This is a genomic window from Kitasatospora sp. NPDC038210, assembly GCF_055600605.1.
The window spans coordinates 524,267-537,294 of sequence record NZ_JBVJYK010000002.1 but is presented as its reverse complement, the minus strand read 5'-3'; the positions used below and the strand labels follow the sequence as shown (position 1 = coordinate 537,294).

The window sequence follows — 13,028 nt, the reverse complement described above, 5'->3', positions numbered from 1 at the left end:
CGGCTGAACCGGGCCTGACCTGGCAACTCCGCCCCGACCCCGCCCCGCGGACGGCTCAGCCCTCGACGGGACGGCCCTTCGGCTCCTCCACGATCCGGCGGGCGATCTCGGACGGCCGCACCGGGCGGCCGAAGTGCCAGCCCTGCGCCCAGTCGCAGCCCATGGTCCGCAGCCGTTCGGCGTCCTTGGCGGTCTCCACGCCCTCGGCAGTGACGTTCAGCCCGAGCGCATGCGCCATCGACACCAGGCCGCTGACGATCCGCCACCCGGTGGACTCGTCCTTCCCCGGTTCGTGCAGGTCGCCGACGAAGGAACCGGCGATCTTCAGTCCGGAGACCGGAAGGTCGCGCAGGTAGGCGAGGTTGGACCAGCCGGTGCCGAAGTCGTCCACGGCCAGCGACACCCCGAGGTCGACCAGACCGTGCAGACTGCGCAGCGCCTCGTCCTCGGGGCCGACCACCGTCGACTCGGTGATCTCCAACTGCAGCCGGGCCGGGTCGAGTCCGGTGCCGTCCAGGATCCGGGCGAGGTCGTTGACCAGTGCGGCGTTGCGGGCCTGACGGACCGCCAGGTTGACGTTGAGCTGCGGCGCGTCGTCACCGAACCGCTTGATCCAGTCCGCGGCCTGACCGCACGCCTGCTCCAGCACCCAGCGGCCGAGCGGCATGATCAGGCCGGTCTCCTCGGCGGTGGTGACGAACTCGTCCGGGCCGAGCACGCCCAGCTGCGGGTGACGCCAGCGCACCAGCGCCTCGACGGCAGCCAGTCGGCCGTCCGCCAGCCGGTAGAGCGGCTGGTAGTCGATGAAGAACTCGCCGCGGTCGAGGGCCGCGGGCATCCGCACCGACACCGCGTAGCGGCTGACCGCGCGGGCGTTCTCCTTGGGGTCGAACAGCGTCCAGCGGCCGCGGCCGGCCTCCTTGGCGCGGTACAGCGTGAGGTCGGCGGCCCGGACGGCGGCACCCGGGGTGGTGGTGGACACCCGCCGCTCCAGCACGCCGACGCTGGCGCCCACGGCGAGCTTGTGGTCGCCGATCAGCACCGGCCCGGCCAGCGCCGCGAGGACGGTCTTCGCCGCGGCCACCGCCTCCTTCTCGCCCCGGCACTTCTCCAGCAGGACGACGAACTCGTCGCCGCCGAGCCGGGCCACCAGGTGCCCCAGCGGGGTGAGGGCGGCCTTCAGCCGGGCGGCGACGGCGGACAGCAGCTGGTCGCCCATGTCGTGGCCGAGGCTGTCGTTGACCACCTTGAAGCCGTCGAGGTCGACGTAGCAGAGGCCGAAGCGGGCGCCCGGCTCCGGGTCCTCGAACAGCTTCTCCAGCCGCTCGAAGAAGGCCGCCCGGTTGGGCAGGCTGGTCAGCGGGTCGTGGGTGGCCTGGTGGCGCAGCCGCTCCTGGAGCCGGTAGCGGTCGGTCACGTCCTCCAGCATCGCCACCTGGTACTGCGGGGTGCCGTCGTCGTCGCGGATCAGCGAGACGGTCAGGTGGGTCCAGACCACCTCGCCGTCCTGCCGGTAGTACGGCTTGTCGAACTGGAAGTACTCGCGCTTGCCGCTGATCAGCTCCTCGTACGCCTCCCAGACGCCCGGGGTGTCCTCGGGGTGCACCAGGTCGCCGACCCGGCGGCCGACCATGTCCGCGGGCCCCGCGCCGAACAGCTCCTGCAGGGCCCTGTTGACGGCCAGGATGTTGCCGTCGGTGTCGCCGATGCCGATGCCGATCGCGGCGCTCTCGAACAGCGCGCGGAACCGGGCCTCGGAGGCGCGCAGCGCCCGCTCGGCCTCCTTGCGGGCGGCGTCCGCGGCGGTGCGGATCGCCTCCTGCTCGCGCAGCGTGCGCTCCCGCAGGGCGGCGGCCCAGCCGGAGGCGAACGCGCCGGTCAGGGCGGGGCCGCGGTCGTCGGTGAGCGACTGGGCCTGGAGCAGCTCGACCGCCCGGGCCAGCAGCACCGGGTCGGTGAAGTGCGCGTCGACCAGCTCGGCGCCGGCCTGCGCGGCCAGCTGCGGCTCGAACGGCGCGTCCTCCTGGGCGCGGTGCAGCAGGGCGGCCGTGCGGGCCACCAGGCGGTTGAGCAGGCCGGGGTGGACGACGATGCCGTGGTCGGCGGAGAGCAGCCGGGACCACTCCTCGTGGAACCGCTCGGCACTGCCGACGGGGGTCCCGGTCATGTCCGTGCCCCTGTCGGTGTCCGTGCCCCTGTTGATGTCCGTGCCCCTGTCGGTCCGGCGGACCTCGTGGGCCCCGCGTGCGGCGGGCGGTGCCCGGCTCCGGTCCCGGCTCCGGTCCTGCCCCAGGTCACCGCGCAGCAGGGTACGGCCGCCGCCCGGTGCGCTCCCCGGCCGTCGGTCTCCCGCTCGCTGCCTCCACTCAAGGGCGGAACCCCACGCCCGCCACCCCGGTCATCCGCTCGGGGTGCTCGCCGACCGACTCCGGCTGGTCCGGGCGCCACTGCGGCAGGTAGACCACGCCCGGCTCGACCAGCTCGAAGCCGTCGAACATCGAGGTGATCTGCTCGCGGGTGCGCATGGTCAGCGGGGTCGGCGTCATCCGGTAGAGCTTCTGGTGGTCCTCCGCCTGGTCCGGGCGGCCCTCCAACGAGGCGTGCGAGAGGACCAGGGCGCTGCCGGGCGGCAGCACGTCGCGGATCGCGCCGATCAGCTTCCACGGGTCCTCGGCGTCGCTGACGAAGTGCGCCACGGCCACCAGCAGCAGGCCCAGCGGCTCGCCCTCCGCCAACAGCCCGGCCACCTCGGGGCGGGCCAGCAGATCGTCGACGTCACGCAGGTCGGCCTGGACGACGGCGCAGGCCCCGTCCCCCTCCAGCAGCAGGCGGCTGTGCGCGACGGCGACCGGGTCGCGGTCGACGTAGACGACCTTCGCCTCGGGGCGGATCGCGCGGGCGATCTCGTGCACCGCGCCGAAGGTCGGGATGCCGGAGCCGATGTCCAGGAAGCGGGTGATGCCCTGCTCCGCGAGGAAGGTCACCGCGCGGCGCAGGAAGGCGCGGTTGGAGCGCATGATCTGCGGCAGCTCCGGCCACAGGGCCATCGCCTTGCGGGCCATCTCCCGGTCGACCTCGAAGTTGTGCGAGCCCCCGAGGTAGTAGTCGTAGACCCGCGCGGCGTTCGGTTTGTCCAGGTCCGTACCCTCCGGTACCCAGCTCGGTCGCCGCATGCCTGTGACTCCTTCACTCCGGTCAACGGGGAGGCAGTGCCGCGAGGGCACTCCTGTGACAGCTGAGACTACAAGCACAGAAGATCCTCCTCCGCACCCCGAACGGGTGCAAGCGGAGTGCCGGGCTCCTGGCGGCCGGCGGACCGTACGGCCGGTGCGGGCGGGCCGCAGGGCGGGCCGGGGCGTGGCGCCCGGCGGTGCACCGGCCGGGCGTGTCGCGTCGGCGTGGTGCCTCCGGCAGGCCGGGGCGCTCCTGCCGGAGCCGGGGGCGCGGGCGCTCCTGCGGTGCCGCGGGCGCGGGCGCTCCTGCGGTGCCGCGGGCGCGGGCGCTCCTGCCGCGCCGGGGGCACGGGTGCGTCCCACAATGAGCTTGATGACCTTAGCCATCGAGGACTACGCCCTCATCGGCGACCTGCAGACCGCCGCCCTGGTGGGCCGGGACGGATCGGTCGACTGGCTCTGCCTGCCCCGCTTCGACTCCCCCAGCTGCTTCGCCGGGCTGCTCGGCGACCAACGCCACGGCGCCTGGCGACTGGCCCCGGCCGGCGCCGCCGAGTGCCACGCCCGCCGCTACCGGGGCGACAGCCTGGTGCTGGAGAGCGAGTGGCAGGCCCCCGACGGGCGGGTGCGGATCACGGACTTCATGCCGCAGCGCGGCCAGGGCCGGCAACGCGACCCCCAGCTGATCCGGATCGTCGAGGGCCTGGACGGCACCGTCCCGATGCGCGGCACCCTGCGGCTGCGCTTCAACTACGGGCGGATCGACCCGTGGGTCCGGCGCACCGAGCACCACCGGGTCGCCGTCGCCGGGCCGGACTCCGCCTGGCTCCGGGTGCCCGCGGGCGTCCACACCTACGGGCTGGACGGCGTCACCATCTCGGAGTTCACCGTCACCGCCGGGCTCCGCGTGCCCTTCGTCCTCACCTGGCAGCCCTCGCACCTGGCCTCCGCCCCGCGCACCGACCCCGAGCAGGCGCTGCTCGCCACCCTCGACCGCTGGCAGCACTGGGCGTCCGGCTGCCGCTACCAGGGCGAGTGGCGGCCGGCCGTACTGCGCTCGCTGCTCACCCTCAAGGCCCTCGCCTACGCCCCCACCGGCGGGATCGTGGCGGCCGCCACCTCCTCCCTGCCGGAGCGGATCGGCGGCCTGCGCAACTGGGACTACCGGTTCTGCTGGCTGCGGGACTCGTCGATGACGCTCTCCGCCCTGCTGCGCGGCGGGTTCCGGGAGGAGGCCGCCGCCTGGCGCCGCTGGCTGCTGCGGGCCATCGCCGGCGGCCCCCGGCACGTCCAGGCCGTGTACGGGGTCGCCGGGGAGCGGGTGCTCGGCGAGACCACCGCCGACTGGCTGCCCGGGTACGAGGGTTCACGGCCGGTCCGGTTCGGCAACGCCGCCGTCGACCAGCTCCAACTCGACGTCTACGGCGAGGTGGTGGACACCCTCCACCTCGCCCTGCTGGCCGGGCTGCCGATGGAGCGGCACGTCTGGACACTGCTGCGCTCGCTGATGGACCACCTCGAACGGCACTGGCACGAACCGGACGAAGGGCTGTGGGAGGTGCGCGGCGGGCGGCGGCACTTCGTCCACTCCAAGGTGATGTGCTGGGTGGCCGCCGACCGCGCCGTCCGGCTCGCCGAGGCCACCGGGCTGCCTGCGCCGGTCGACCGATGGCGGGCGCTGCGCGACACCGTCCACGCCGACGTCTGCGCGAACGGCTACGACCGTCGGCTCGGCGTGTTCGTCCAGCACTACGGCGGGCGGGGGCTGGACGCGGCCACGCTGTTCGTGGTCAAGAGCGGCTTCCTGCCGCCGGACGACCCCCGGGTGGTGCGCACCGTGGACGCCGTCCGGGACGGGCTCGACCACGGCGGACTGGTGCGCCGCTACCGCGCCGGGCCGCACGGCGACGGGCTGCCCGGCGGCGAAGGCGCCTTCCTGGCCTGCTCGTTCTGGCTCGCCGACGCGCTCGCCGCGACGGGGCGCACGGACGAGGCGCGGACGCTGTTCGCGCGGGTGGTCGGACTCGCCAACGACGTCGGGCTGCTCTCCGAGGAGTGGGACCCGTACGCCGGGCGCCAACTCGGCAACACACCGCAGGCGTTCAGCCATGTGGCGCTGGTCAACACCGCGTTCGCGCTGGCCGAGCCGCGGTAGCGGCGGGGCGGGAGGGGGCGGATGCGTCCGGGGCGGGGCGGGCGAGGTGGCGCGCGCCCGGGTCGGGGCGAGGTGGCGCGGGGCTAGGGTGGCCTCGTGGATCCCAACCACTACCGGTTCCGGGGCGTGTGGCGATTCGCGGCGCCGACGCCCGCGGTGTTCGCCGCGCTGGAGGACGTACGGAGCTATCCGCTGTGGTGGCCCGAGGTCCGGGAGGCCAGGCCGACCGGGGAGGACTCCGGGGAGGTGGTGGTGCGCGCCCTGCTGCCGTACCGGCTGGTGATCGGCCTGGAGAGACGACGGCGCGACCCGGCCGCCGGAGTCCTGGAGGCGGAGATGCGGGGCGACCTCGTCGGGTGGCTGCGCTTCACGGTGCGGGCGGAAGGCGCAGGCGGGAGTGGTGACGTTCTCGGGGCCGGCAGTCGGGTGCTGTGCGAGCAGGACACCCGACCCCGGAAGGCGCTGCTGCGCCGGCTCGCCCTGCCGCTGCACCCGGTGTTCCGGGCCAACCACGCGGTGATGATGCGCCGGGGGCGGCACGGTCTGGCGGCGTACCTGGCGAGCGGGCCGGACGCCGGGGCACGGCGGACGAGCGACGGCGGACGACTTTCAGCGGACGGATGACAGCTGACAGATTTCGAAATCTGTCAGCTGTTATCTGTTCGCTGTCGGCTGTCGGCTGTCCGCGGCCGCCCGGCCGCCGTCGCCCGGCCGCCGTCGCCCCTCACCCTCACCCTTCGCCCCCGGGAACAGCCACCGCCGCAGCGCCCGCGTCACCACCGGCAGTGCCGCGTACGTCATCAGCACGCTGATCAGCGGTGCGGTGACCAGCGGCCGGACGGCCACCGGCAGGCCGGTCAGGTGCGGCCCGATCACGATCGCGGAGACCACGACCAGGGGCGCGATGGCGACCGTGGAGGCCACCGCCATCTTCCAGCGCACCGGCGGCCGGCGCTGCGCGGCGCCCGGGGTGGTGGCGAACCAGCCCTCCATCCCGTGGATCTCGTGCCGGTGCACCTCGTGGTGGTGGCCGTCGGCCGCGGCGAAGCAGGCCGCCCGCACCGGGGAGGTCTGCCAGGAACGGAACGCCTCGGCGTCCCGGAAGTGCAGCAGGAGATGCCAGGGCTCGCCCGGGCCGGAGGGGCGCAGCAGCCCGGTGCCGAGGTTGCCGGCGTGTTCCGTGGCCGCGGCGAGGATGTTCTTCGCCCACAGCTCGAAGGCCTCCTCGTAGCCCGGCTCCACCCGCCGCGCCACGAACAGGGTGAACTCCTCGGCCTGCCCGTCCTGCTCCTCGACCGTCCCCTGCACCGTCGCCGCCATCCTCGCCGCCCCTCTGCCCGTACGTCGCCGTGGGAGCCCGTGCGTCCCCGTGCGTCCCCGCACGTCCCCGTCACGTCCCGTACAACCCGTACGTCCCCGTTGTCTGCGGCCGCGCGTCCGACCGGCCGCGAGCCGCGGGGCAGCCTACGGGCCGCCCGGTGTTCCGCCCACCCGTGCCCGAACCGTGGGACGCACGTTCCCCTCCGGGGCTAGCGTGGCCGGAGCGTCCCCACGCACCGGAGGCCTGCCCATGACCGCCACGCCCGCCCCACCTCCCGACCCCGCCGCCCTTCCGGCTCCCACCGGCGCCGACGGCTTCGACTTCACGTCACCGTTCAGCCGCGCCGGCACCGGCAGCAGCAAGTGGGCCCGCGCGGGCGGAGCCCCCGGGGTGATCCCGATGGGCCTCGCCGACATGGACCTCCCCGGCCCGCCCGCCGTGGCCGAGGCCCTGCGGCGGCGCGCCGACCACCGCGCGTACGGGTACACGGTGTGCGACCCGGCCGGCCGCATGCTGGTCGCCGACTGGTACCGCGCCCGGCACGGCGTCGAGGTGGATCCGGACTGGGTCCTGCTGCTGCCCTGCGGCCCGCGCACCGCCCTGCGCGTCCTGCTGGAGGCCGTACGGGCGCACACCGGTCGGCCGCAGCCGCCCGTCCTCTTCCCGACCCCCGAGTGGGGCGGCTTCGCCCAGCTCTGCCGCGCCGCCGGCCTCCCGTACCGGGAACTGCCACTGCACCTCGGCCCGGGCGGGTACCGGATGCCGCGCGGCCCGTTCCCCCGCCCCGCCGCCGCCGTGCTGCTGAGCAGCCCGCACAATCCGTCGGGCACGGTGTGGCCGAGCGGCGCCGTCCGCGGCCTGGCCGGCTGGGCGGCGGACAGCGGCGCGTTGCTGGTCTCGGACGAGGTGCACGGCGACCTCACCCACCCGGGTTTCAGGCACTCGGTGGCCGTCACGACCGCCGACCCGGAGGACCGGCACCGCGTCGTGACGCTCAACTCGGTCGGCAAGACCTTCAACTGCTCCGGCATCCCGAGTAGTTGGGCGCTCATCCCGGACCCGGCCCTGCGCACCCGGCTCACCGACGCCCTGGCCGGCTACGGCCTGTGGGAGGGCGGCCTGCTGGAGCAGACCGTGCAGCAGGCGGCGCTGCGCGAGGGCGGCCCGTGGCTGGACGCGCTGCTCGCCCACCTGGTCGCCGCCCGCACCCGGCTCACCGACCGGCTCGGGCCCGCCGTCCGTTCGGCCCCGCGGGCCTCCTACCTGCTCTGGCTGGACGCCGCCGCCCTCGGCCTGCCGCCCGCCTCCGCCCGGCAGGCGCTGCTGGAGCGCTGCGGCCTGGAGTCCTCCGACGGCTCCGAGTTCGGCCCCGGCGGTCACGGTTCGCTGCGGTTGAACTACGCCCTGCCGGGCTCGGTGCTGGACACCGTCCTGGCGCGGTTGGAGCGGCTCGCCCCCGGATGAGGACAGCCACCGACGACCCGCCGGTGACCACGGCATGTGCCGCGGACAAGCACGCCGAGTGCACACCGGGCCCACACCGCGCGCAGCCCCTCCCCGAACCCCCGCCTCACCCGTTCGCCACGCCCCTGACCTGCAGAAACGAACGTTCACACGATATTTGCGAAGCGCCCCCGCATGCTCCGTAGCAGACTGGGCAGGGTAGACCGGGCCGCAATCGTGATCCCGAGGATGGTGAGTCCGGTGATACCGATATCCCACACCACTCCGCCCGACCGGCAGAGCGCACCAGCACCCCCACCGGGGGTGACCCCGTTGACCGAATCGGGGGCGCGCAGCCACGTGTCGGGCGTCTGCTTCAAGATCGGACCGCCCCGACTGGTGGGCGTCGAGGTGGAGTGGTTCGTCCATGACGATCGATGTCCCACCCGGCCCGTCCGGCCGGAACTGCTCCACGCCGCGCTGGAGTCGCTGCCTCTCGGCGGCGCCGACGGCACCTCGCTCCCCTCCGGTTCGCGCCTCACGCTCGAACCCGGCGGACAGGTCGAGCTCAGCTCCCCGCCCGCCACCGGCCTCGTGGCCTGCGTCGACGACACCCGACGCGACCTGACCGCCCTGCGCGCCGCCTTCGCGGCACAGGGCCTGCGCCTCACCGGCACCGGGACGGACCCGCTGGCCCGGCCCCGGCGGATGGTGCTGGACCACCCCCGCTACCTCGCGATGGAGCGCTTCTTCGATTCCGCCGGGCCCTGGGGCCGGATCATGATGACGGGCACCGCATCCGTGCAGGTGTGCCTGGACGCCGGCGACGCGGAGGGCCCGCACGCGGTGGACCGCCGCTGGCAGCTGGTCCACCGGCTGGGCCCGGTACTGGTCGCCGCCTTCGCCAACTCCCCGCTGCTGGACGGCAGGCCGACCGGCCACCGGTCGACCCGGCAGGCCGTCTGGTCCCGGATGGACCCGACCCGCACCCTGGCCCCGGAGCCGGACCACGGCGACCCTCGCGAGGCCTGGGCGCAGTACGTGCTGGACGCCGAAGTGCTGTGCGTGCAACGACCGGAGGGCCTGCCGTGGACCGCCCCTCCCGGACTGACCTTCCGTGACTGGATCCGCGGCGCGGGCGAACGCCCGCCCACGCTGGCCGATCTGGACTACCACCGCACCACCCTCTTCCCACCGGTGCGCCCGCGCGGCCACCTGGAGCTGCGGATGATCGACGCCCAGCCCGGGGACGGCTGGATGGTGGTCGCCGCGCTGGTGACCTCGCTCCTGGACGACCCGCTGGCCGCCGACGCCGCACTGGCCGCACTGGAGCCGCTGGACTCCACGGACCGGAAGCAGGGGGCCGACGGTCCGCGACCGCCGCGCAGCGAGGTCTGGCGCCGGGCCGCCACCCTGGCGGTCGCCGATCCCGAGCTGCGCCGCGCCACCCTCACCTGCTTCGCCGCCGCCGACGCCGCACTGGGCCGCCTGCCCGGTGCCGGGCGGCTGCGCACCGCCGTCGCCGAGTTCGCCGAGCGCTACCCCGCACGCGGCCGCTGTCCGGCCGACGACCAGCTGGACGCCCTGCGCTCCGGCACCCGACGCACTCCCACGGAGGAGGCCGCACCATGACCGACGTCCGACCGAACGGCCCGACCGCAGCCCCCACCGGGGCACCCGGAACGCCCCGCGACACCGGAGCAGTCCGCGGCGTCGAGGCGGTCCGCGGCATCGAGGCGGCCCGCGGCGTCGAGGACCTGCGCGACACCATCGCCGCCGAGCTGCTGGCCGCCCGCGCCCGGACCGCCGCGCTCACCGACTGCGTCGAGGACGGCGACCTCACCGCCCAGCACTCCCCGCTGATGTCCCCGCTGGTCTGGGACCTCGCACACATCGGCAACCAGGAGGAGCTCTGGCTGCTGCGCAACGTCGGCGGCCGCGACCCGATGCACCCGGAGATCGACGGGCTGTACGACGCCTTCCAGCACCCCCGCGCCGAGCGCCCCGGCCTGCCGCTGCTGCCGCCCGCCGAGGCCCGTGCGTACTCCCACGAGGTGCGCGGCCGGGTGCTGGACATGCTCGCCGCCAGCCCGCTGGAGGGCGCACCGCTGCTGGAGGCCGGGTTCGCCTTCGGGATGATCGCGCAGCACGAACAGCAGCACGACGAGACGATGCTGATCACCCATCAGCTGCGCAAGGGCGAGCCGGCCCTGGCCGCTCCCCCGCCGCCGCCCGCACCCGCCGACGCGGCCGCGCTGCCCCCCGAAGTCCTCGTTCCCGCCGGCCCGTTCACCATGGGCACGGACACCGAGCCGTGGGCGCTGGACAACGAGCGCCCGGCCCACACCGTCGACCTGCCGGCCTTCCTGCTGGACACCACGCCGGTCACCAACGCCGCCTACCAGCGCTTCATCGCCGACGGCGGCTACGACGACCCGCGCTGGTGGGCGCCGGAGGGCTGGGCCCACCGGCAGCAGGCCGGCCTGAGCGCCCCGCTGTTCTGGCAGTACCGGGCCGGCGAGTGGCTGCGCCGCCGCTTCGGCGTGGTCGAGCCGGTCGCACCCGACGAGCCGGTGCTGCACGTCAGTTGGTACGAGGCCGACGCGTACGCCCGGTGGGCCGGACGGCGGCTGCCGACCGAGGCGGAGTGGGAGAAGGCGGCCCGGCACGACCCGGCGACCGGCCGCTCCCGCCGCTACCCCTGGGGCGACGGGGCACCCGGCCCCCAGCACGCCAACCTCGGCCAGCGCCACCTGCGCCCGGCCGCGGCCGGCAGCTACCCGGAGGGACAGTCCCCTTACGGTGTCCGGCAGTTGATCGGCGACGTGTGGGAGTGGACGGCCAGCGACTTCCGCGCGTACCCGGACTTCCGGGCCTGGCCGTACCGGGAGTACTCGGAGGTCTTCTTCGGCCCCGAGCACAAGGTGCTGCGCGGCGGCTGCTTCGCGGTGGCGCCGGTCGCCTGCCGGGGCACGTTCCGCAACTGGGACTACCCGGTCCGGCGGCAGATCTTCGCCGGCTTCCGCACCGCCCGTGACGCGGAGCGCGCCTGATGTGCCGTCACATCGCCTACCTGGGCGAGCCCGTGGCGCCGCAGGACCTGATGGTGCACCCGCCGTTCGGGCTGTACCGGCAGTCCTGGGCACCCCGGACGCAGCGGCACGGCACGGTCAACGTGGACGGCTTCGGCCTCGGCTGGTACGCGGACGGCGACGAAGTGCCCGCCCGCTACCGCCGGACCGGGCCGATCTGGGCCGACGAGACCTTCGCCGACCTCGCCCGGGTGGTCCGCACCCGCGCGCTGCTGGCCGCCGTGCGCTCCGCCACCGAGGGCTGCGCGGCGGGCGAGAGCGCGGCCGCACCGTTCGCCGCCGAGCGCTGGCTGTTCAGCCACAACGGCGCGGTGGCCGGCTGGCCGGGCAAGCTGGACGCCCTGGCCTCGCTGCTCCCGCCGGCCGAACTGCTGGAGCTGGAGGCGCGCACCGACTCGGCCCTGCTGTGGGCCCTCACCCTGCACCGGCTGCGCGCCGGCACCGGGCTCGGCGAGGCCCTGGCGGGCACCGTCGCGGATGTCGCCGCGCACACCACCGGGCGGCTCAACCTGCTGCTGACCGACGGCACCGCGATCGCCGCGACCACCTGGGGCGACACCCTGCTGCACCGGACCCTGCCGGGCCTCGGGACGGTGGTGGCCTCCGAGCCGTACGACGACGAGCCCGGGTGGACACCCGTGCCGGACGGCGCGCTGCTGCTGGTCGACGGGCACGGCGCCACCGTCCGCCCGCTGCCGAGCCACTACTGACTCCCCACCCTCCCTTCATCTTCTGAACAGAGGAACCACCCTGTCATGGACACCTTCGATCTCACCCGACTGCTGCCCGCCGACCACTTCAGCACCGCGCTGCGCCACGACGTGCAGCACGGCCTGACGTCCGAACCCAAGCGGCTGCCGCCGAAGTGGTTCTACGACGCGCGGGGCAGCGAGCTGTTCGAGGAGATCACCCGGCTGCCCGAGTACTACCCGACCCGCGCCGAGCGGGCCATCCTGACCGCCCGGGCCGGCGAGATCGCGGCCGCGACCCGGGCCCGCACCCTGGTCGAGCTGGGCTCCGGCTCCTCCGAGAAGACCCGGCTGCTGCTGGACGCCCTGCGGGCGCTCGACACCCTGGAGACCTACGTCCCGGTGGACGTCAGCGAGAGCGCGCTGACCGCCGCCGGCTCCGCGCTCGCCGCCGAGTACCCCGGACTGGCGGTGCACGGCGTGCTGGCCGACTTCACCGCCCGGCTCGGCCTGCCCCCGGAGGGCGGCCCCCGCCTGGTCGCCTTCCTCGGCGGCACCCTCGGCAACCTGCTGCCCGAGGAGCGCGCCGTCTTCCTGCGCGGTCTGCGCGCCGCCCTCGACCCGGGCGACTTCCTGCTGCTCGGCACCGACCTGGTCAAGGACCCCGCGGTGCTGGTCGCCGCGTACGACGACTCCGCCGGGGTGACCGCCGAGTTCAACCGGAACGTGCTCAACGTGCTCAACCGCGAGCTGGGCGCCGACTTCGACCCGGACGCCTTCGAGCACGTCGCGCTCTGGGACGCCGAGCGGGAGTGGATCGAGATGCGGCTGCGCTCGCTGCGCTCGCAGACCGTGAAGATCCCGGCCCTGAACCTGCCGGTGCACTTCGCCCGCGGCGAGGAGCTGCGCACCGAGGTGTCGGCCAAGTTCCGCCGCGAGCGGGTGGCCGAGGAGCTGGCGGCGGCCGGACTGCGGCTGAGCCACTGGTGGACCGACCCGCAGGGCCGCTTCGGGCTCTCGCTCTCCGCCCCCGTCTAGGCGGCGCCGCGGGGAACCGCCGGGAACCGCCGGGAACCATCGTGGACCGCCGGGGAGGTGGCCGGGGACTGCCGGGGACGTGGGCGAAAGGCTCAATTTGCTTGTTCACCTTACGAA

Annotated in this window: 10 protein-coding genes; 7 read left to right on the top strand and 3 right to left on the bottom strand. The window is 74.8% G+C overall.

What is annotated here, in order from left to right; all coding sequences use genetic code 11:
* Window positions 1–55: 55 nt before the first annotated feature.
* Window positions 56–2,167 carry a putative bifunctional diguanylate cyclase/phosphodiesterase gene (locus ACZ7KX_RS05890; RefSeq protein ID WP_470325477.1) on the bottom strand — a complete coding sequence of 704 codons (2,112 nt, stop codon included), beginning with the start codon at window positions 2,165–2,167 and terminating at the stop codon, window positions 56–58.
* Between the two features lie 199 nt (window positions 2,168–2,366).
* Window positions 2,367–3,173, bottom strand: a complete 807-nt coding sequence (locus ACZ7KX_RS05885) for an SAM-dependent methyltransferase (RefSeq protein ID WP_470325476.1) — start codon at window positions 3,171–3,173, stop codon at window positions 2,367–2,369.
* Between the two features lie 373 nt (window positions 3,174–3,546).
* On the opposite strand from ACZ7KX_RS05885, the gene ACZ7KX_RS05880 reads away from it, so the two are divergent.
* Window positions 3,547–5,328, top strand: coding sequence for a glycoside hydrolase family 15 protein (locus ACZ7KX_RS05880; protein ID WP_470325475.1), 1,782 nt, complete (start codon window positions 3,547–3,549; stop codon window positions 5,326–5,328).
* Between the two features lie 96 nt (window positions 5,329–5,424).
* Window positions 5,425–5,952, top strand: coding sequence for an SRPBCC family protein (locus ACZ7KX_RS05875; RefSeq protein ID WP_470325474.1), 528 nt, complete (start codon window positions 5,425–5,427; stop codon window positions 5,950–5,952).
* Window positions 5,953–5,982: 30 nt separating this feature from the next.
* On the opposite strand, the gene ACZ7KX_RS05870 is transcribed toward ACZ7KX_RS05875, so the two are convergent.
* Window positions 5,983–6,648: an antibiotic biosynthesis monooxygenase gene (locus ACZ7KX_RS05870; protein ID WP_470325473.1), complete on the bottom strand. Its 666-nt coding sequence runs from the start codon at window positions 6,646–6,648 to the stop codon at window positions 5,983–5,985.
* A 250-nt stretch (window positions 6,649–6,898) separates the two neighbouring features.
* On the opposite strand from ACZ7KX_RS05870, the gene ACZ7KX_RS05865 reads away from it, so the two are divergent.
* The 5 genes from ACZ7KX_RS05865 (at window position 6,899) to egtD (ending at window position 12,911) form a co-directional block, all read left to right on the top strand.
* Window positions 6,899–8,113, top strand: coding sequence for a MalY/PatB family protein (locus tag ACZ7KX_RS05865; protein ID WP_470325472.1), 1,215 nt, complete (start codon window positions 6,899–6,901; stop codon window positions 8,111–8,113).
* 303 nt (window positions 8,114–8,416) lie between these two features.
* Window positions 8,417–9,724 (top strand): ergothioneine biosynthesis glutamate--cysteine ligase EgtA, encoded by a 1,308-nt coding sequence (gene egtA / locus ACZ7KX_RS05860; protein ID WP_470325471.1) that lies wholly within the window; start codon window positions 8,417–8,419, stop codon window positions 9,722–9,724.
* Window positions 9,721–11,145, top strand: a complete 1,425-nt coding sequence (gene egtB / locus ACZ7KX_RS05855; protein ID WP_470325470.1) for an ergothioneine biosynthesis protein EgtB — start codon at window positions 9,721–9,723, stop codon at window positions 11,143–11,145. Before egtA ends, egtB begins: the two co-directional genes overlap by 4 nt.
* Window positions 11,145–11,894: an ergothioneine biosynthesis protein EgtC gene (gene egtC, locus ACZ7KX_RS05850; protein ID WP_470325469.1), complete on the top strand. Its 750-nt coding sequence runs from the start codon at window positions 11,145–11,147 to the stop codon at window positions 11,892–11,894. Before egtB ends, egtC begins: the two co-directional genes overlap by 1 nt.
* Before the next feature lie 45 nt (window positions 11,895–11,939).
* A complete protein-coding gene (egtD, locus tag ACZ7KX_RS05845; RefSeq protein ID WP_396553858.1) occupies window positions 11,940–12,911 on the top strand; it encodes an L-histidine N(alpha)-methyltransferase in 972 nt (323 codons plus the stop codon).
* Window positions 12,912–13,028 lie beyond the last annotated feature (117 nt).